This window comes from Hufsiella arboris (genome assembly GCF_009834875.1).
Lineage (GTDB): Bacteria > Bacteroidota > Bacteroidia > Sphingobacteriales > Sphingobacteriaceae > Hufsiella_A > Hufsiella_A arboris.
The window spans coordinates 392,711-414,162 of sequence record NZ_WVHT01000001.1 but is presented as its reverse complement, the minus strand read 5'-3'; the positions used below and the strand labels follow the sequence as shown (position 1 = coordinate 414,162).

9 protein-coding genes are annotated in these 21,452 nt (G+C 45.6%); all 9 read right to left on the bottom strand.

Going from position 1 to position 21,452, the window contains the following annotated elements; genetic code table 11:
* Position 1 precedes the first annotated feature (1 nt).
* The 9 genes from GS399_RS01765 to GS399_RS01725 all read right to left on the bottom strand — a co-directional run bounded on the left by GS399_RS01765 (position 2) and on the right by GS399_RS01725 (position 21,449).
* Positions 2-6,139: an eCIS core domain-containing protein gene (locus GS399_RS01765; RefSeq protein WP_160842857.1), complete on the bottom strand. Its 6,138-nt coding sequence runs from the start codon at positions 6,137-6,139 to the stop codon at positions 2-4.
* A gap of 344 nt (positions 6,140-6,483) precedes the next feature.
* Positions 6,484-8,055, bottom strand: a complete 1,572-nt coding sequence (locus GS399_RS01760; RefSeq protein ID WP_160842856.1) for an eCIS core domain-containing protein — start codon at positions 8,053-8,055, stop codon at positions 6,484-6,486.
* Between the two features lie 7 nt (positions 8,056-8,062).
* Complete coding sequence (locus GS399_RS01755) at positions 8,063-9,304, bottom strand: hypothetical protein (RefSeq protein ID WP_160842855.1); 1,242 nt, start codon at positions 9,302-9,304, stop codon at positions 8,063-8,065.
* Between the two features lie 19 nt (positions 9,305-9,323).
* Positions 9,324-11,672: an eCIS core domain-containing protein gene (locus tag GS399_RS01750; protein WP_160842854.1), complete on the bottom strand. Its 2,349-nt coding sequence runs from the start codon at positions 11,670-11,672 to the stop codon at positions 9,324-9,326.
* 6 nt (positions 11,673-11,678) lie between these two features.
* A complete protein-coding gene (locus GS399_RS01745) occupies positions 11,679-13,049 on the bottom strand; it encodes an eCIS core domain-containing protein (protein ID WP_160842853.1) in 1,371 nt (456 codons plus the stop codon).
* Positions 13,050-13,083: 34 nt separating this feature from the next.
* Positions 13,084-14,454, bottom strand: coding sequence for an ATP-binding protein (locus GS399_RS01740; protein WP_160842852.1), 1,371 nt, complete (start codon positions 14,452-14,454; stop codon positions 13,084-13,086).
* A complete protein-coding gene (locus tag GS399_RS01735) occupies positions 14,448-15,941 on the bottom strand; it encodes a contractile injection system tape measure protein (protein WP_160842851.1) in 1,494 nt (497 codons plus the stop codon). The genes GS399_RS01740 and GS399_RS01735 overlap by 7 nt, the downstream gene beginning before the upstream one ends.
* Positions 15,941-18,817, bottom strand: a complete 2,877-nt coding sequence (locus GS399_RS01730; protein ID WP_160842850.1) for a hypothetical protein — start codon at positions 18,815-18,817, stop codon at positions 15,941-15,943. Before GS399_RS01730 ends, GS399_RS01735 begins: the two co-directional genes overlap by 1 nt.
* A 4-nt stretch (positions 18,818-18,821) precedes the next feature.
* A complete protein-coding gene (locus tag GS399_RS01725) occupies positions 18,822-21,449 on the bottom strand; it encodes a baseplate wedge protein (RefSeq protein WP_160842849.1) in 2,628 nt (875 codons plus the stop codon).
* Positions 21,450-21,452: the final 3 nt, after the last annotated feature.

Here is a 21,452-nt window from a genome sequence, read left to right as displayed (position 1 = left end):
TTTATGGTATTGCTGATTCTTCTACAAGTTTTACAAGCGAAACCTTAAATTTACTCATATCAGGCCAAACTTGTGCAGCTTTGTCGCCGATAGCTTCTAACAACTCTGTTTTTTCCTGCGCCATCAATTCATAAACTTTTTTCTGTGCGGGTGAAAGAACCGCATCGCCTGACTTAAATTCCCTGAATAGAATACTTCCGTTGTCTTTAATAACAGCATCAATAACGGCTTCTGTATCGGTTCCTTTTATCCTAATGGTAACCTGGGTAATAACATTGTCTTTTCCGTAAACCTTTTTGAAGGCTGCGACATTGGTTTTATCCCACATTTCGCCCAGGATGTGATTCCTGATAGGACCAGGCAAATCCGTTTTGTCGATGGTCTTTCTGAATATTTTCCATTTAGTAGAATCCAGATTGCCTGAACTGTCAAGCAAGGCGCTGATAATGTCATCGGACTTACCTTTAATGTAAGCAATTGCCCTGCTGCCGGAAACTTTTCCACTTGCCTCATCAATAAACATTTTACCAACCTGCCACTTGTCGCCGGTTCTCGAAGCACCCCAAATGGCGTCGCCCATGTTGTCGCCCGCAGCGGCGATCCTTTCCGCCAGCTGTTGAGCTTCGACGATGCGCGCTTCCACCGCCGCAACCGAGTGACTGCCCTTCGGCATGCCATCTACAATAGAAGCCAGCTTTACAATATCAGCTTCTGATCCTCCGCCAGCCTTTGTTGCTAGTCGGATTATATCTTCGCTCGAGCCGTTGATTTTATTAACAAGTGTTCCAAACAACTCGATCCCCGCCACCGAAACATCGCCTGTTGCTTTTGCAACATCGGCTGAAAGTTTTGCAGACGATCCGTAGCGCAGCTTGGTAATTTCATTGATATCAAATACAGAAAATATCTTTTCAACCATATCCACGCCGGCCCCGGACGAGTAATCGCCGATTCGGCGCATAAAGTGATAGGCTGTTTCAAATTTCTGCGGATTGGTACTCGATAATCCGTTTAGAATTCCACTGATGTTGTCGAGCGGGCGTGCACCGAGCTTGTTGGACGCGCGGCTCAGTTGTTCCATAAACTCGTTGGCATCTATTTTATTGATATTTGCCTGAACGAGAATGTCTTCCAGTTGCTTCGGAGCAAATCCGCGTTTTATCAACACATCAAGCTTGCGGGCGGCATCTTTAAGCGGAGTCGCGCCGCCGAGCTGGAATCGCGGAGGCAGACTGATATCGGCGCCTTTAGGCATTTCAACACCTTTCATGGTTCCTTTGAAATCGTTTGCCAGGTTATCAATGGACGATTTCCACTTGGCCATTTCCGCGGCGGTGGCGTTGCGCGGCCTGTTCACATACATATATTGGTTCAAGCGCGAGAAGTCGACCGAGCCGCCGTTGTCTTGAATAGCTTTTAGAATTTTTTCGATGTCTTCCGGGTCAGCATGTATCGGGAAACACGGCGAAGCACATTTCTTGAGCGCCCGCACCAGCACCGGATTATCGGCAATCAGTTTGCGGATCTTGTTATTTCCAAGCAGCCATTTAAAGGTATCATCATCAGTAAACGGACCGATCTTCAGGAAGTCGTCCATGATTTTTGAATCGGCGGAAAGCTCTTTGCTGTATTTCGTAAACAGAGCCACGTATTCTTCGTGGCCGGCAATGCTGGTGGCTTTTTCAAAGAATGCCATTTTTCCCTCCGTGCTTTTTATCATACGGATGAGCAATTGGTATTCGGCCTGGCTTTCAACACTTGCTCCCAACAGCCTGAGCGAAGCTTTCATCCGTTGCTGTGCACGCGCCAGGTTTATCGTTTCGCCGATAAGGTCTGATTCAAGTATTTTGGTGAGAGTATCCTGGATCTTCTTCGGCAAATTACCCTCGATAAAGGCATTGGCTAGTTCCGGTTCAATCGTACGGAGGATTTGCTGATTTTTAGTGAGCATTGATTTGCCGGCAAACTCGGCACCCAGTTCAGCTGCAATTGTCTTTGTCGGTTTAAGCTCAGTTACGAAGCCTTTTGCTTTAAGGTGTTCGGCGAAGGTTGGCGCTTTTCCTGCAGCTTTCAGTGCGCTCCATTCTTCCCAAAGTTTGAGGAACTGATCCTGGTTCTCACCAAAATCAAGCATTACTTTTTGGGATTTCGGATTTTTGAGAAGTTCCTTGAGCAATTCAGGCTTTGCCGACATCTCGGCTTTCTCTGCCAAGCGCATAAACTCAGGCAGTTCGGCAACGAAGTCATTTCCCGGACCGGCATAAAATTTCAGGATATCCTTGTAAACGTCGTCGGCGTGACCGGCCTTTTTCAGCACGGCTCCCATGGACTCGAACGCTTTTAATATTTCAGGATGATCAAGCGATTCGGATAAACGCACAACGGCTTGCGGCACATCGTTCAGATGTTTAAGTACATTGATTTGCTTAGCGAGCTTAGTTGCGTCAACGGCAGTTATTGCGGCGTTGAGTTTTTGAAGTTTTGTAGTCAGCTCGGCAATATTGTCGCCGCCTTGCGCGATCAGTTCCTGCAAGGCTTTCTTATCCTCGTTCATCGCGTTGATAAGTTTAGTAGCAAGCTGCGCACCTTCTTCTGTTGCTTTGGCAGCTTTCGCGGCAGCGGCAATCGCTTTGAAGCCCTGGAACACATCGAGGCCAACAAATACAACGCTAACGTAAAACCAGAAATATCCGGGTTCAACATCAGAAAGCGCTTTCGCCGGATCAAAGGCGGTGTTATATGCGGTGCGGCGGAACTTAATGTCCTGGTACTGCATATAAGCGTCAACGCTTCCAACTACGATGCTGCCGGCCAGCGCAGCCCAACCAACTGGTCCGCTCAGAAGTGCCAGCAAGCCTAAGCCAAGTCCCAAGGCGGCCATCCCGATATTTTTCCAGAATTCCCTGTCTTCGAAATCTTTTAACGCTTTAGCCACCAGTCCCTCCTGAATCGTATCCGGGAAAATTCCCATCTGGAACTTGGCGAGTTCAATAACCGGTTTAAGCTTGTAAACGTTCATCGGATCGTCAGCAATAGCTTTTCTCGTTTTTTGAACGTTTTCGCGGACATTCTCAGCCGTAGCATACAGTTTTTCTTCAATTGCTGCAGGAGAAAGCTCTTTGAATTTGGATATGTTGGCTCGGAGTTCAAGCTTTGGATAAGCCAATACGCGATGATCTTTTGCCGATTCGGTGAGGTACTTGTGGGCCTCCATATTTGAATCATACGCCTTGACGAAATAGCTGTTGCCTTCCCGTTTCTGGAACTTCACATTTTCATAGGCCGGTAACACCAGGTCAGACGGTTCGGTACATTCACCTTTGAAACAATGAGATCGTTGTCCTTTCTTTTCTTTAAGATATTTATTCAATGAACCTTCACTGGTTATTTCGCCAGGCGCTGCGCCTTGGGCTACACTCAGGCCTTCCCACCATTCCTTCTCGGCCCGGTTCCATAATTCATCCAGGTGAACGAAAATGTTTTTAATTTCTATTCCCTGTTCGAGTGCGTTGGGATCACTACTTTTTTTGTAGTGAATCATTTCCAGCGATGCCTCTTTTTCATTGGAATCGAGCATTTGCATGGCTACCCTCACCGCGTATGATGCAAAAAGCCTTTTAAATTCTTCGCCCTTGGCAGTGTAAATATCCTCCGTAATATTCAGCCGGGAAAGTTCAGCAGCGCGCTCGGCTTTCTTCACTTTGATCTGTGCATCGAGCCCGGCATTAGTAATTGCCGATCCCATCGGATCAACAGCCTGTTTAATAATGCCTTTTTTCTTGTCTTCCAGCTCCTCAATTTCCTTGCTTAGCTGGTATACCTTTTCAAATCCGCTTAGCTCAATCGACAGTTCTTTCAATCTTGGTTCAACTGGGTCACCGTAGCTCGGCTTCTTTTTAATGGTTGTAATAATGGAATCATAATCCTTCACCGGAACACCGATATATTCGTAACCGCGATTTAGTTCCGCTTCAGTTGTTTCATGGAAACCGTCTTTAAGCCAGTTCCATTTATTTTCACTGTCTTTATTATTAACCAGGTCAAGCGCGTCTTTCTCGGAAATACCGAAAATTTCAGTTATAGAATGCACCAACTTCTCTTCCCTGGTCATCATCCGCGGGATGGAAACTTTGAACATTCGCACGTCACCGTTGGGCACTGAGATGAAAAAGTCAGTGCTAGCAGTTGACATCCGTTTATCCAGCGCGCGAAGTGTTTTGTAACCAAAGTTGCCGTCGGCTTCCCATTTTTTCATTCCGGATTCGATCTGGAATGCCTTAAGTGCCTTAACGGTATCATCGCCGTAAACACCATCCGGGCCTTTTTCGCCAATGTTATAATTCAGCCGCATCAATACGCGCTGCAATATTTGAACAGCGCCATTCTGGTCTCCTTTCGTTAACAGGAAAGTTGCGTTGATGTTAATCAGGTGAAAAAGCTCGTGATTGTTAAAGTCGCGGGAGAGGAGGGGTTCGTCGCCAACATTTTTCGAGGCAATCTTCGCGAATTTTTCCAGGATCTCTTTGTCGATGCCATATTTGATAAACAGGCTTTTTGAGTCAGCATCAGTTTCTGATTCACCACCGAAATCTGTTAGCCAGTTGATGGTGCTCATACCAAGCGCGCCGTTTGGTGTTAACGGGTACTTTTGCCTGTCGGCCTCCGGTATGATGTTGAGTATTGCTTCCTGGATTTTAAATACTTCATTGGCATAGGCGTTCGGCGTGTCAAAAGGATTTAATTCCTTGTGTTTGAAGAGATTGATGTAGTTGAAGCCGAATTCCTTCCAATTACCCTTATTGATTTCTATAACCTCCGGATATTTGATATTTACGTTGTCTCCTGATTGGTCCTTGGGTGGTTTTCTTCGTATTATATCACCCGAGCCGACTGCGCTGCCGACCTGGAGTTTGCGCTGCACATGTTCATGCTTTTTTTCCTCTTCTTCACAATGCGCACATTTTCGCTGCAGGAAAGATTGGGTTCGATTGGTGTTATTTCCGCTGATCTTTCTCTGCAAAGTGCCGCCGCTTTGCTGCAGGGTGTGAGTTAGTTCGTGAGCCAGCAGCTGTTTTCCTTCGGAAGTAGAAGGTTGATATTGACCATGATTAAAATAAATATCGTTGCCAACAGTAAAAGCTTTCGCATTTAAATCACGGCTTAGCTGGACTGCGCTTGAATCTGTGTGAATATTAACATTGCTGAAATCACTGCCAAACCGATCGGACATGAAGGTGTTCGTTTGATGATCGATTGAATCTCCACGGCCCCTGGATGAATCAATTGCCTGTGAAACGGAGTCAGACGCGGACGATGGCGATTCGCTTTTCGTTTGTATTAAGGGCGTTATTGAATCGGCCAGAGGTTTCCTGTTAAGCTTTTGTTCTTTCTCCTCTTCTTCACAATGCGCACATTTTCGCTGAATGAAGCTATCGGCTGAACGGGTAGTAGTATCGAGCGCTTTTGGTTGCAGAAATGGGAGGGGGCGCCAATTTCTAAATCCGGCATCAAAATCAAATAGCGGAACAGTTCCAACAATTGATGAAGTGTTTAGCTGTCTGTCCGTCACTTCCCACCATGTTGGATTACTGGCTTTCAGCTGCGAATCGATAAATAAAGGTGTTGTAAAGTTAGCTGCTTTGCCCGACAGGTCGTCGCTTAAGCCAAGTCTCCGAAAGAAATTCTGGTTGTAATTCCAAACGCCGAGCGCCGAGTCAGGATCCCATAATTGTAAAGCATTTCTTTGAAAGAAAGGGCCACGCATGCTCAGAAAATCAGGTCGCGTTAATTGCAGATTAAACCTGCTGGAGTCGTTACCGGCGGGCTGATCGGCTGGTGCCGGCGCCGGCGTTGGACTTTCGCCCTCATTAGTAGCTGTTGGCGTATCTTCATCGCGTTGAATATGTTCTTCGCATTTACGCTGAACGAAGGAAGCCTCCGGCATACGCATAACCCGGTCGGCCATGTCGTCAGCTTCTTTTTCAAGCGGATCATCGGGTGCACCCACACTTAATTTAGCCTGATAAAATAAACCGGAGCTTCTTTCGTCAGGCAATATTTCGCTTTGTTGATTGCCTTGCTGCTGAATTTGTGCAGCAGGGGATGCAACGGCAGATTCTGAGACTACAGTTTCCTTCACAAAAAGAGTTGATGAATTTATTTAAAATCTATATCTTAAATCTGCTTGCGCGGATCCGAAAACGGGAAGGTTTGTGCCGTCGCCAACGGTCAGATACGTCATTAATTCCAGGTTTGAAACAATCCGGTAGGAAACCCAACCATTAAGTTCACTATAAAAGAATGTTTGCGAGGCCGGGCGTGTTTGAATAGGGTTTCTCAGGGATGCTGTTCCAAAACCAAGACCGACCTGACGAGATACTGGGTTACGATTATTTAACCGAGAAATACTGATCGGTCTTCGGTAGCCGCATTGTTAGATCTTTATTTAAAATTGAGGATTGTCTTATCACACCAGGTTTTGTTTTACATTCCGAACGCTGAAGTAGCCGGCGCTGGAACTATTTTACCCCACAGCTGAACATACTTGTAAAGCTCAAATGCAGGCTGATCATTAAACAACGATGATTCTATAGCTGACGGATCGTCAGTAAGATCGAATAAATGATTACCTGAGGGAGTGTTTTCCGGTTCATACATCTTAATATGGCTGTTCGCCGCGTCTTTGTAAATAAGCATCTGATGTCCGGATTTACGATCCCTGTTTAGGTCAATCTGGCTTGCCCTGGGCTTACGGCTCGCATCGATCCGTCTGATCGTAACCTGCCGGGGATGATGCCCTTCTTCATCAGTAAGTTCAATCGTACCAGAGCGCTGAGTGAGCGGAAATCCGGCTTCATCGAAATTAAAGTTGAAACTGACACTCCAGGTATTTAACATCAACTGCTCTCCGGCATTTAATCTTGAAGCCTGGGCCAAAAGCTCCGCCCGGTCGGCGCACCAAACATCCATATTCACCATACTTTGCGATAGATCCATTGAAGGTGTTATCTGGGCCCGCACCGGATCTGCAGTGCCTGCCGGGGTTCCGCTGGTATCGTTTAAAAACAAATCATGGACAGCTTCCATCGCCCAATACATATTTCCGTAGGTAGCTTGCCTGTTTTCGATTCTGCGCCTGACAAAATAGATTACCTGTCTCGCTGTTCTTTTCCTGTTTTCGGGTTGACTGGATTGCAAAAGCCCCTGCAACGCGATAGCATTTAGATAGGCATTTGCTGCAGAAGGCCCAATTAAAATGTGACTCATAAGAGCTACCGATTGAACGCACCTCACAGCATCACTGTCGGTTCCTGGTATGCGGTCATACTGGCCGAGTTTACTGGCAATGTCGTTTCCATCCCAGCCGCTTGCTGTGAATGGCAAGGGCGTTTCTGGCAATTGTGTGTTCGCCGGATTCGCGGTAATAGTGGCAGACATCCCGCCTGCGGGAACCGGCGTGCTCAGCGGAGCTGTATCTGGCATTCCAGCGGTCACAGTCAGAGGCGGCATGTTCACAACATCCGTATCCCGTTGCACTGACTGCACAGAGCCGCTTTGCTGAATAGTATGTGTCAATTCATGCGCGAGCAATTTTCTTCCTTCGGCAGAGCCTGGATTATAATTCCCTTCTTTAAAATAGATATCGTCGCCAACCGTAAAGGCCTTTGCGTTAAGCGATCTTGCAAGTTGACCGGAATTGGTATCTGTATGGACATGAACATTATCGAAGCTCTCGCCAAAACGGTGTTGCATAAAACTTTTTGTTTCATGGTCTATTGTTTGTCCGGATCCACGGCTCGACTCAATTTGATTGTCAATACTATCGGTTACAGGCGTAGCCGAATGCTCGCTCTTTCTTTGAATGAACGAAGAGACTGCAGGCGTTTTTGCGGTATTTTCGCTTTCCGAATCGGACAATTGGTTCGATTCACCGACATGTAATGCGGTTTGCACTGAAGCAAGTTTTTCTGATTGATTTATTGTTCTTTGCTCAGATGAACCCGCAGGAGCAGTTTGATTCTCCAACGGTTTTGATGTGTTTTTGGTAATGCGCATAGATCGGTTAAGCGTATCTGGTATCTCCGGAAGGCACCGGGAAATCGCCTTGTGGCGGTCTGATGTAAGCCGGTGCAGTTTGCCTCATCCGGTTTGCCCAGGCAGCCATGTTACTGTTTATGAAATTATACCTGGCCGGCGACCGTTGCTGCAACGACGACGGGTTTGTTATATAGGCAGCTATGGCTTCCGCGAAATCTTCCCCGGGGCCGCCGGCTACCGAATACCGTGACATTGGCTGATCGATAACTGTCGGGTCGGACCAACGCCGCGGCGTGATTATATACTGGGCCGGAGGAGTGGTCGAATTACTGATAGCGTCGATCACATCCTGCTGCCCTATATCGTACAAAACAGGCGGACTACCAACCCATCCAACTGCTGCCCGGTACTGGTTAAACATTTGCGGACCGCCATTGGACGCGGCCTCACCGATTCCGTGTCCTAATTCATGTGTAATGATATAACCAATGTTTTCACTGCGGCTTTGAGATCTTAGCGGTGTGCCCGCACTGGTGCTTCTGCCAGTCGCCGGATCGGTTGTGCCGTTAAAAGCTTCATAAATGACCAGCTCGCCAGCGCCAAATGAAGCGCCGGTGTCGGTACGGGGTGTTCCTACTCCGGTTGCAGGGTCTGGTTCATAATCCATCTGGAAAAATATGATCCTGTTTATTTGTGGCATGGCGCCAACGGATACCAATATATTTTCCATCGCATCGACGATGCTGGTATAATCGTCAGAAGCGGTACCAGGATCCCAAGATTGCCAGTTGGGGATAGTTGGTGCGGGTACTCCATGCCGTGTAAGTCTGCCTTCCTGTTCTGTTTGTGTTCCTGTATGAACATCTGCTACACCATAATAGGTTTTCACATAGTCATCAAACTGCCTGCGCGTCATAACGCCGGTTGGTCGAAACCTGATCTGCGATGCGATCGAACTGGTAGCGCCGGACGTAGTTACTTGCTGGCGCTGAATAAAAGAAGTGGTTAATTGAGGCGCAGATGCAACAGTTGTCGTTGTAGATGCAAAATTGTCTGACTTGTTTCTGATAAAATTCGAATCAGGCATACGCATAACCCGGTCGGCGATATCATTTGCCTCATGTTCAAGCGGATCATCGGGTGAACCAACGGTTAACTTACATTGTATCGCCGACGGCTGTGTCTTTAAGAAGTCAGAAATGTCAGTTGCTGGCGCCTTCTGGCTTACGGGGCCGGTATGTTGCGTGTCAGGTAAAGCGGCTTCCATCAATTACAATTGCTTACCGTTAATGCCTCGGTATAATAAGCCGTGTTCCGGTAGTTATCGTTGAAGAAGTAAGATTATTTGCTCTCATTATTTCATACGGCGTCACGCCGTTTTGTACGGCAATTGAAATTAAAGAATCATCGTTGTGGATATAAACATGTCTTACCCCTGGAATTTTAACCGTGGCCGGAAGTGCCTCTCCCGGTGCGAGAACAACGTTGTTTAAACGCCTTATTTCTGTTCCGTTTGTTCTTAAAAGAAGCTGTTCACGGGTTTCACCGGCTATGACATTCACCTGGTCCATGTTAGCTGCGTCGGAGGTGGTATAAAATGAAGACGTGGCTAATGAGCCTCCCGGCGAAAGTGTAGATCCTGTACCCAGGCCGAGATATTCTGTTTGTCCAAGGAAGTAGGCTAGTTTAATATTCTGACGGCCGACAGTCGATACAATCCGTTCGGCATCCGGCAAATTATCATAGTAACCGTGGCTGCAAACTTGCGCCGTGTTCAACGGAAAAGTACCGCCTTCGATAACTGTTCGGTTTGCCGTTCCTGAAGTTGAAATTAAACGGTTTTTTAGGTTGCCGGTTCCTTCCCATAATTCTTTTCTTAAAACATCGTCCAGGCCTTCCTTTAGCGTTTCCATTGCATTGTTAGGCAAGGCATTTCTGGCTGTTTCAAAATTTGGATGGGCGAGCAGATGGATAAATTCGTGAATAATTGTTGTGAACGTATCCCAGCGGCTGCATACCAAATTACTCGCATCCAGGTAAGGCTGAATGTTAATGCCTCCCGTAGCCTCCGCCGGCCAGCTTTGCACGTAGTCGTCGATCAATGGAATCAGGGTAGTGTCCCTTGCCATCGGCGTTAACGCTGCTGTTATCTGGGCATCATCGCAATGCAATGTATCATTCAAATTTCCGGTAAGATGATCGTACCAGTATTTTAGCCAGCCGAGCCTGCCGCCTTCGGTTTGCCAACGGGTTGTCGTCGACTGATCTCTTAACAGCGAGCTTGCCCTTGTTCCGCCACCTAAACTATATGATCCGGCTGCCCCCGACCTGGACGCCCGCGCCAAAAAAGGCCGGAAGTAGCTTTCAACTTCCGCTTGCGCGAGATCCGCCATTGTATTAGCCTGGCTTATTGGAAATGTGGCAGGCGCGGCGCGGCGCGCTCTGAAAGCCGTAACGTTGGTCCTGATAATCGGTTCGAGTACCCCTCTAATGCGTGTGGTAAATGCTGTCGCGTTGGAGCATACCGGAGCTACGGTTGGCGGCGTTACAGTTATTGTTCCCGTTGAGGATACACTAGTGGTAGCGCCCGGATTAAATATGGTTTCGATTGAAGCTTGTTCAGCCGCAGTTGGAATGTGTGATCCTGTGTATAAATCCTGTGAAACAGCCGACCGGTGTGTGGTTATGTATGTTTGTATGGCCTGCTGTTGTTGTAGAGGCAATGCCGTGATGTTTGTAGCCAAATCCTGCAGTTCGGCTGCCGACATGTCATTTTGATAACGAGCATTTTTAAATCCGAGAAAATAAACCCTGAGGCGGGTTACGCCAACGGGGCCGGTGGCGCTGCCGAGGTTTGAAAGAAGCGAAAAAACTGACCTGGGATTCCTTCTTTCCAGTTCATCCAGCGTGTCGATAATGTCTGTCGAATTTAACGGACTTAGAATGGTATACGCTCCCGCAAAATCTGTTATCCCGGTGGCGGAGCCTCCGGTTACTTGCGGATAATACGATGCCCTTTGGATTTTTTTATTCAGTTGATTATTTCCCTGCTGAATCGTGTGAGTTAGTTCATGCGCCAGCAGTTTTTTTCCTTCTGAAGAGTTTGACTGATACTGACCGCTGTTGAAATAAATGTCTGATCCGGTTGTAAACGCTTTGGCGTTAAGGCTTTGACTTAGTTGGGCGGACTGATAATCGTTATGAATTTGAACGTCCGAAAAGCTGGTGTTAAAACGACTTTCCATAAAACTTCGGGTATCCTTGTCAATGGATGTTCCTCTGCCTTTTTCGGCTTGAATTTGCTGTGAGACAGCTTCAGGCGCCGTTGAGCCATTTGCATCAGTTTTTCGTTGGATAAATTCCGGCATAATTTTCCGCTGAGCTTTTTCCTCCTCCTCGCAGTGCGAACATTTACGTTGGATAAACCCGTTTTCGGGCATTCGCATCACCTGGTCGGCAACGGCGTCGGCTTCGCGTTCAAGAGGGTCGTCTGGCGCGCCAACAGTAAGTTTGTACTGAACAGGATTTATGCCGCATATGGTTGGACGGTCTAACGTATCGATTGTAGGCGAAAAACGCGAAACGCTTTGGTCTTCCGTTTTAGCGACAGGATTGCTTGTTTCCGGCTGATGCATGACAGATCAGGGATTGGGAATGGTGAAAGGAAAGACCACCGGTGAGAATTCAACCGTGAAGGGAACGTCGCCTGATATGCCGGTTGCTTCGAACTGTGACATTGGCACTGTTGCCAACTGTTCAGCTGAGGTTCCACAATTACCGGGACAAAGGTCTATAGTATCTTTTACGGTGTAGTTAATGATTGGTATGACGGTAATTTCGCCAGGTTTGCTTTTCACAAGCGTAACAGCACCAGTGGCGAGACGCATATCATTGAACGGTGATGGCTGCGCACCAGATTTACAGGCTGTTTGATTATCGCCGATACCGCCAGCCAGGTTGCCGGCAATGTCTTTAGGAATGTTAAAATTCATTTCATTGGCATCTCCCGATGTGTTGATCGCGGCAAGTTCGGTGGGAATAAGGGTTAAAATGTCGACCGTGGTTACCATGGAGCCGGCAGGGAATGTTGGAACAGAAGCTGTCAATTTGTTTTTAAGAGCTCCCAACAAAAAATTAGTAGTGGCTTTTGTTGTAGGCGAAGCGGCAAAGTCGGCGCCAAATTTGGCGCTTAAGTTCTGCGGTGGCGAGCCGCCTAACAAATACTCGCTCCAAAGAGGCATTACCCGGGAATCGACCACTGCGCCTATACCCGCCAGCAGGAAGAACATTGTTTTATCACGTTGGCTTCTTGCCAGGTTTTCGCTTTTAAATGGCTGGCAAAAAGTCGCTGGACAGTTTGATGGCGGGGCACATGATTTCGCTTTTGGAGCACCGTCGCGCTGATCGACGTAATCGATATTTCCTGGATCTGAAGCCAATTGCCTTTGTACAACAGGCGCATGCGAAGAACTTTGCTGCAACACGTGCGTTAGCTCATGTGCCAATAGTTTTTGTCCGTCCGGTGATTGTGGACGATATTGACCTTCGCCAAAATAAATATCAGAGCCGGTGGTAAATGCCCGGGCGTTGAGATTCCGGCTTAGTTGTACAGCCTGTTGATCGGTGTGGATTGTTACGTTTGAAAAATCACTGCCAAAACGATCAGACATGAACGATTGAGTTCTATTGTCGATTGATGTGCCATTTCCTTTTGATGAACTGATAGAACCGGCAATGCTTTCAGTGGCAACCTGTTCTGAGCCGGATTGATTCGACTCTTTACGCTGAAGTTTTTCCTCTTCCTCGCAGTGAGCACATTTACGCTGAACGAAGTTTGATCCGGATCCGCTCACAACCTGTTCGGCTATCGAATCCGCTTCGCGTTCGTATTGGTCGTCTGGTGAGCCGACTGTTAACTTCCGCTGAATGTTCAGCACTCCTGGTGAACACTTTCCTGTTACAGAAGGTCCTTCCGGATTATTGTTTTCCGAATGTTTTTCTAATGCAAACATTGGTCCTGATTCTATTATTCAAGATGCTTAAACCTTATACGGTTTTGCCTTCTTTTCTAAATTCTTTTCGAATTCCCTCTAAAATATCCGACTGGCGGATGATATTCTCATTGCGGCTTAGGGCCATCAGCGAGGCGTACTGCACCACGTTTATAATTGAGCCCCCGGCCAGTTCAAATTTTTCAGCAATCAGATCAAGATTAACATCTTCTGAAAAGCTACTTTGCGTACTGAAAGATTGCTGCCAGAGCAAGGTTCGTTCATGGCTTTTAGGAACAGGGAAATGAATAACCGACTGGAGCCTTCGGCCGAATGCTTCGTCAACATTGCTGCGCATATTAGAAGATAAAATCACTAGTCCGTTATAATCTTCAAGCCGCTGCAGCAGGTAGGCTATTTCCTGGTTGGCATATTTGTCGTGTGCGTCTGAAATGGAAGTCCGCTTGCCAAACAAGGCATCCGCTTCATCAAAAAACAGGATCCAGCTTTTGTGCTCCGCTTTAGTGAAGACTTTTTCAAGATTTTTTTCCGTTTCGCCGATGTATTTCGAAACGACCATGGAGAGATCAACCCGATAAACGTCAACACCTGCAAGTTTGCCGAATAACGCCGCGGTAAGTGTTTTGCCTGTGCCCGGCGGGCCATGGAAAAGAGCTTTGTAGCCGGGCTTCAGCTGCTTCTTCATTCCCCATTCGTTCATCAGCTTGCTGCCATGCTCCAACCAGATTTTTATTTCAGCCAGCTGCTGAGATGTGTGCCTGTCAAGAACCAGATCCTCCCAATCTAAGGTCGTCGTTATCCGCTTTGCCGGGAAATCCATGCTGAAGGAAGGCTTGCGAAGTTTCCCCCCGGTAAACAGGTCGACGTATTCATCATTGATCAACAGCTGGCCGCTAAAAACTGGTTCATTTGCCGGCGAGCTTCCCAGCCAAAGGATGTTGTGGATTTTAAATAAATGTTCTGTATCAAAGAGCTGCTGCACTTTAAACCGCTTGCCCAGATCATTGCCCGCCAGTAAAAACAAAACGGTTTCGCCTGTTGGGAGGAAACCGCTATGAGATGTGCCTTTTAAGCCCCCGAATTCTGTGTTTCCGCGATCTTTAAGCTGCCCTTTATTAAAGAAAACGTCCAGTATCTGCGGAAAAATGTGAGGCAGCATAGCCAATATCAACACCAGCCGTTCAGAAGATGTTAACTGGTAAAAGCGGATGAATTCAAAATAGACAGATTCCCTGTCTGAATAATCGGGTGGCAGAATCTGGTTGATGGATTCAAAATCAGTTTCCTCGCCATAGTGAAGCTTAAGCCGTGTTTGCAACACCTTCTCAAACCAATTGATTTCATCCAACAGGTCGAGCGCGTTTAAATGGTATGCTTCTTTTACTAGTTGTCCATTGGTCACCATTCGGTGTAAATTAATTCGTCGAGCCAGGGGAGTTTGACCGTCCCGATGCCCCAGGGTAATCGTTCTAACAAAATATCTACGCCGCTTCGCTCAACGTTCAGCAGCCAGTGATCATCTTTAAAGGAAATTTTTCCTTCGCGTAGAAGGAATGTGTTTTGGAGTGCTTCAATGCTTGATCCTTTCAATGCCTCCCAGTAATCAACAACGGCTTTTAACAGCAAGAGCGATTCTGTTTGTTCCTGTTCTGTCAATTCTATTCCGTTCGGTATTAAATCAGTTGTGGCTAAACCGCATAGGATTTTATTCAAAGCCATGTCCCATTCCTGGTATTGCCGGCTGCCACATTGTAAAAAATAAAGCAAAACTGAAGCCCGGATCTTTGCTTCGGCAGAGATAAACAGGTTCGTGTCATCTGTAAGATTCAAGCCACGGAAGTAAGCAGGCAAAAAGGGGTGAAGTAAGATAAGGCCGGCATTTTCTATATAAATTCCTTCCTGCTCGCTTGCAGAATAATTTATAGACTTTTTTGTTTTTTTATCATCAACTGATTTATCCTGCGTTTTCGAATCTTCGGTTTGGATATCTACACCATCGTAAATCACTTCGCTATATAAAAAGTCGCCCGTCTGAAGTGACTGTGCTTTCTCTTTTAATTCGTCTGTAGAAAGTGATGAGATTTGCCGAAGCTCTTTGAAAAATGCTTGAAGAAAGCTTTCTTCTGTGCTGTTTAACAGGATGAAATTAAGGCTGCGTTGTAAGTATTTTTTTTCGGAGATACCGAACAGGTTTGCTATTTCAGTTTTATGGTTGATTAATGTAGTAATGTTTTTCCTGGTTGATTCGTCAGAAAGCAATTCCTGCAGATGATGAATAAAGTTTGCAGTAGATGATTCATCTGAATGACTCAGCAGGCGTTGAATAAATTGATTCGTTTGCGCTGAAAACCTGTTAACCCGTGCCAGCGACAGAACCTTTAAAATCAAATTTTTTTGCTCACCAACGTCCAATAACGACAATAATTCCGCCGGCGTTTTTCGCAGGTTTTTTTTAAACCACCAGGGGAAAGATCCGCTTTCCAAAAAGTAAATCAGCGCGGTGTAATTTTGCTGCTTTACTGATGTGTATTTTATAACAGCAGGTAAGTCGTCTGAGTCAAATGAGCTGTCGGTATCGTTATTAGATTTTTTGTTTGGCGTGACCTGCGAATCTTCAAATTGTTTTGCCAGTTCGGCAACGAGTTTTCTTTCGACTAACTCAAAAAAGTGATTTTTAAATTCAGCTGTTGAAATAACTCCAAGATCTATTTTCAGCGAGTTTATTGTCACGAACTGATCCTCGGAAACTTCCTGGTAAAAGATGTTCCCGTAAGTTTTTTTCAACCCGTCTTCAACAGTTTCATTTATGAAGCGCTGACAATCAAACGCAATTTTTTCATTTTCGGCTTTTATGCTGATTTGTTGCTTGCGGATGATCACATCGTTATTCACTACCTGCGCAGATTAAAGCTTTTGATAGCATTCAGAGCTTTTTCAGAGACCTGGCCTGCCTGATCTTTCAAAGCGGGATTTTGTACGAATGTAGATGCGCTTTGAACGTCGGCTAAAATGCTTTTTGCACCGATGGCGCTGGTCGGATCCTGTAAAACTGCCGGTTGATTAAGTTTATCTGTTAGATCATTCATTGATTGCAGCAGTTCATTTTCTTTGACCTGCCGGTCTGGTGCGTCAGGGGCAAGATTTTGAATAATCGATTGTTTTTCATGCAAAGCATTGAGATCAGCCGTGAAATCCCGGCCGCCTAAATTGAGACCTGCCGAAGGAAGTGCTACTTTTGATAGATCTTTAGACAAAACGCTGTTAAAGAGGGAAGAATTGTCTTTCAAGCGTTGATCGAAACTAGCGATCTGCGGTGTTAATCCATCGATTTTTGCATTTGTTACTGCGAGTTTAAGATCGACGGTTGAGGCTACTTTAGTATCTATGTCAGCGATTTTTACGTACGGTGCAATCCGGTCATCAAAATTTTTCACGTAGTAAGGTTTTATTTCAAATACGTTTCTGATCGGGAACTTCGGAATGATCGGTGTTCCTTCCGGCAATGGCAGCGGAAGTGGTTTATAAACCGGTGGATCTGGGACAACGTCCTTATCAATACTGGCATAGGGTAGCATAAAATCTGCTACTACCTTTTTATCATCGGCGGTATAAACCAATACAAAAGTTCCGCCGCGTAATGATCCCCCTACATGCTCCAGGCCCGGATTATCTTTCATAAAATTTCCAAGCGTAAGACCAGCTTTTTTCTTATTGAGGGTTTCCTGGAAAATCCCTGAAATAACATCAGTTTTTCGCAGAATGTCTGAATTAAGAATAAAATCGTGCGGGATCGCCGTATTTGAAAAAGTATATTGCTTGGTTTGGGCCTTTACGTTGGATGCGGCGGTGAACATGTTTGATACTGCCGACCGGTAATTAACAAAATTAAACTGCGGATCGCCTACATCTCTCGCATTGTCAAGGACATTCTGTTTAGCTGTTTTAAACTCACTTACGGGAATAACCGGATTGTCATTTGCGGTATCCTGAACCAACTCATCGTTCACGGTATCGGCGTCATTCATACGGTCGATAAACGTGCTTTTTACCGATTTTTCATACATATACAGGTGCGGGAAGAACCAAGGTTTGATAGGGATCGTTTCAATTTTCTTTTCCACCTGAACAGATTGAATATTTATCGGCAGGTTATTGTCAAGAATGATTTTATTAAGCGCTGCTTCCACTGCAGAGAGTGTAAAACCAATATGTCCCTCGATCCTGAAAAAGTTAAACGGCAAAATATTATACAAAAGCGGAGTAAGTGTGGCGGGATTGTTTGAATACAAGTTCGCATTGTATGATAAAATCTGGTTCTCTTTTTTGCGGGTATTGGCATTAAAGTTCCAGTAAAGGTTTAGCGGAAACGTTGCGTTGTAACGATAGTAAAACGGAATACTGCGTTGACCGAGCGGAGAATCTTCCTGGTATCCGGGTATAATTTTTAAGGCCGTATCGATATTTTGTAATTCGTCGGATGTCGGTACATGAAAATTGGTAATCATGCTGTGTATACGCATAAAGCAGAACCGGGTAAGTTCATCTGCTTCATTGTTATTATTTAGGATCGGCGATTCATAAAAATGATGCCGGTATTCCAGGTCGATATGAATCGGGTTAAAGCGTTTGATCAGTGTGCCCAGGTTAAACCGAATGTTACTGAACAGGTTGATTCGTGGATTGATCAAACGGTCAATTGTTCTGGTCGGGATGATCGGGATATCTCTTCCGGGTAAAATCCGGATGTCCGGAAAGGGGATGATCGGATTTTTCAATGAAGCGTCACGTATCAGGCCAAGCAGCACATGTTTAGGAAACAAATCAACATCCGGCAAACTCAGCATGTCGTCAGAAAAAAGACTTTCACGCATTTCATTATACGCGTAGCTCAAATCCCTTGCGAAGTCGTAAACGTACTGTGTTGTGGTGCTTACGCCCGCGGTAAAATGCTGATCAAGCAGGGTGTTCCAGCCGGAAGTCGGATCGCCGGCTTCAAACTCATCTTCGACAATCAGCTGGCAGGTTTGATAGGCTTTGGCCAGCTTGGCTTTAATGTCATCTTTGATTGCAAGCGCATTATTGAACGATGCATTTAATTCGGCATACGTGTCTATCGCTGTGCTAACGGTAACTCTCGGGATGTTCAGGTCATCGAGTGCGAAATAATCCTTGTTTAACGAAGGCATACTTTGCAGCAACGTATTTACGTTGTTTTTATGAACTAGTAAAACCTTAAGTTCTTTAACAGCGATGATACCCTTATTGTCGCAATCGGTGCCGGTACACAGATCTTCATCATTGTCATAATCTTCCAGGTAAAGAATGCCGACATAATCCTTAAAAGCGGTGCCGGTGGTATCTTCCAGCGTTGCAAGGTCTTTGCCGGGAACTGCGCCTACGAGCTGACTATTTCGCAACTCGAAAAGGGGAATGGGCTGATCGGTGTCTAAATGGAAGTAAGAATATTTAGCGTTGGCATCTTCAAACACGTCATACTGGTCAAATTCCTGATCATTTGCAAATTGCACGAGATCGCCGTCGGTAGTGATGGCTGCGCCTTTAGAGACTACCACGTGCTTATTGTCCAGCAAGCCGATTTCGAGGCCGGTAATAATACCTACACCAATTGCCTGCGTCCTGGTGAGCCTTGACTGGACATCGAGGTAATTGACCAGATCGTTCAAATGATCAGCAGTTAATACCTGGTCGTTTTCAAAAATAGTAAAGCGGGTATTGTCTTTACTGATGTGATCGAGTACGTTACCCATGATTTTATGTTTTAAGTGTTCCCAATGCGTTTTGATTTAACAGGAAGAGTGTACGTTCTTCGCTGCTTGAGCAATCTTCCAGTCTTGATACCGGGTAAATTGATCGTAGAGCCGTAAAAATGGTAATGAAGCGGTTTAAAATTAAATTACCGTTATCGGTAGCGGCGCCGGTTTTTACTGCGAGCCATGCCCGGTAGGCATCCTGGAATTCTGCCAGCTGCTCGTTGCTCACCCAGCAAATCTTTGCGAAAATATGTGCGGGCGATTCCATCCGGATAGTACGTTCGATATATTGACGAAAGCCCTGATTTAAAAGCCGCGGTGCATAAGCGGGTAAAACAACGCTTATTCTGAATGAGTAAGGGTCTTTATCCTCGCAATCCTTGCAGCTTGAGTCGACACAGATAGGCAGAAATCCATCTAAATTATCGGGTGGAGATTGTGGCGCATCAGGCGGGCTTTCAGGTGCTGATTCATCTCTTTGTGGAAATAGTAGCGAATGTTCGATCAGGAACATTCCTTCATCCGCCCTCGACTGGGTAACCAGAGTTGTTAACTGCGCCAACGCCGCATTTGCATCCTCCTGTGTGGCGTAAGTTTCGCCGCTTGTGCCGAGTATGTCTTCCTCATTTAAAACCTGGTAAGAAAATGTGCCGTCGCCATTAGCTACAACCCTCAGATTAACCGGATTATAAATTAATGTCAGCGCATCTTCCAGGTCGAATGCGGCCTCTTCGCTGCCCGGATATTTAGCCGCGCCTTCTAAGAGTATTTTGCTATTGCGGTGGTCGGAAATCCGGAACCAGAACTCATCGTTGTTAAATTCATTAACTCCATGCTCAACGGATGTAAGCAAATTAACCAGGTCGTGCCTGTTCAAATTATCAAATCCCAGCAAACGTTCCAGCCGTTTTTCAAGTCCGCTTACATTCGGAGTGTCCCATATTTGCGGGTTGGTATAATCATATGCTCCGAACCGCTGGCCGCTGTATTCGGGATAGTTCTTTAAAAAAGCCGCCTTGTCCTTAATAATGTCATCCTGGTTGATCGGAAATGGAATAATTACGTCTTTTGGGTTGGATGTAAAACCCGAATAAAGAACATTCACATAGTCAAAGAATGATTCTGAAAAACGCGAAAGAAGGTGGTCAAGAAACAGGTTTCTGCGTTTGTAAAACTGGCCTTTATTTTCTGCTGCGGCCTGAAATGCCGTGTCGGCTGTTGCCGGGTCGACAAACAGATCGTCGGCGTCTTTAAAAGATCTTACCGCGGCAGTGAAATACGTTATCGTTTCGTCGTTTGCGGAAAATAGATTTTGCAAATGAGAAAGCTGGGCGAAGTAATTAGCGAGATGCTGGTCGAAAATATATAGATAGCCCTGAAGCTGTTTCGCCTGTGCCCTGCGTTCGTCGGTTGCGTCATTAGGCAATCCCCAATGGCTGATTCCGTAAGTTTTTGGATAATGGTTTTGAAAGGAATAATAATCACCGGTATTGGTAAATGAGCCGGTATCAAATGTGATATCTTCAGTGCTTACCAGATCATTTCCGGTGATATATTCGCCCATCATTTGCTCGAACCGGGCTTTTATAATATTCATATCCGGCCTGAGAGGCATGCCGTTTTTATAAACCAGGATATTCGACTCAAGAATATTGACAACGGGCTGTTTGCCTTTAGCGACCGGAATTATCCATTTGTTAATAAGCTCCTTTTGCTGATCAACCGGGTTAAAAACAATATCAAGGATATTGCTGATACCGTCGATATTTAAAATCTGCTGCATCACGTCGGAAAGATGAATTTCCGTTTTAAGGTCAGACGCGATCAGTTCCTCTTCTTTTATAAAACCATGGTCGAGTAACGGGCCTTCAAAAATCTTATCGCTGGTATATCCCTGGGCAAACAGGTCCTTTAGCCAGTAAAATTTAATTAGCGGGGTTAGATATAACTGTATGTTAAAAAATAGCCTTGCGACAGCATCGAACGGATCGGCGCCTGACTTTATTTCCAGCTCGCTGCAAAGACGAAATTCCTGTTTGTTTACCTCGCCGATAGCCAGAAAATCTTCACATAAATTACGCTGCTGGTTAAGTGTTTCTCTTACTTCGTTTATTATTCCCGACCGGTTTTCAATAGCAACATTTGTATCAAACTCCAGCAGAACATCATAGTAACCTTTGATTTCTACCGGCTCCCACTGTTTGCTTGTTGGTTGGGTAAACTGTAGTTTTTTGTGCGATATGTCGGCGAAAACCGGAATCGATCTTTTAGTCAGCCAGGCATTTTTAACACCCACTGTGTCGATAATCAATTTTCTGTAATCGTTAATAGTAACCGCCCGGTTTGGGAATATCTTTTTAGCCGAAAAAAAGTGACTGAGAATATTTGTTTTAGCGTTGGTTGATGTTGCCAGTAAATCGGGTATGCTGTTATTGATACGATAACTTAAATCGGTGATGACATAACACAACAATTCGAGGGTAGTAATTCCCGGGTCATGAACGTTATAATCGGTCCATATGGCTGATGCGGTTTTCTCAATATGGCTGATACCAAGTTTTCGCAGTTCTTCATAGTCAAAAGCACTGTTTAGCGGCTTTTCGGTTGAAATAGTTAATACGTCGCTCATGAG

What these genes read in the sequence shown, in the direction of transcription:
- GS399_RS01725 (WP_160842849.1), bottom strand. Translation starts at nt 21,449, where the DNA reads ATGAGCGACGTATTAACTATTTCAACCGAAAAGCCGCTAAACAGTGCT.
- GS399_RS01755 (WP_160842855.1), bottom strand. Translation starts at nt 9,304, where the DNA reads ATGGAAGCCGCTTTACCTGACACGCAACATACCGGCCCCGTAAGCCAG.
- GS399_RS01750 (WP_160842854.1), bottom strand. Translation starts at nt 11,672, where the DNA reads ATGCATCAGCCGGAAACAAGCAATCCTGTCGCTAAAACGGAAGACCAA.
- GS399_RS01760 (WP_160842856.1), bottom strand. Translation starts at nt 8,055, where the DNA reads ATGCGCATTACCAAAAACACATCAAAACCGTTGGAGAATCAAACTGCT.
- GS399_RS01740 (WP_160842852.1), bottom strand. Translation starts at nt 14,454, where the DNA reads ATGGTGACCAATGGACAACTAGTAAAAGAAGCATACCATTTAAACGCG.
- GS399_RS01730 (WP_160842850.1), bottom strand. Translation starts at nt 18,817, where the DNA reads ATGGGTAACGTACTCGATCACATCAGTAAAGACAATACCCGCTTTACT.
- GS399_RS01745 (WP_160842853.1), bottom strand. Translation starts at nt 13,049, where the DNA reads ATGTTTGCATTAGAAAAACATTCGGAAAACAATAATCCGGAAGGACCT.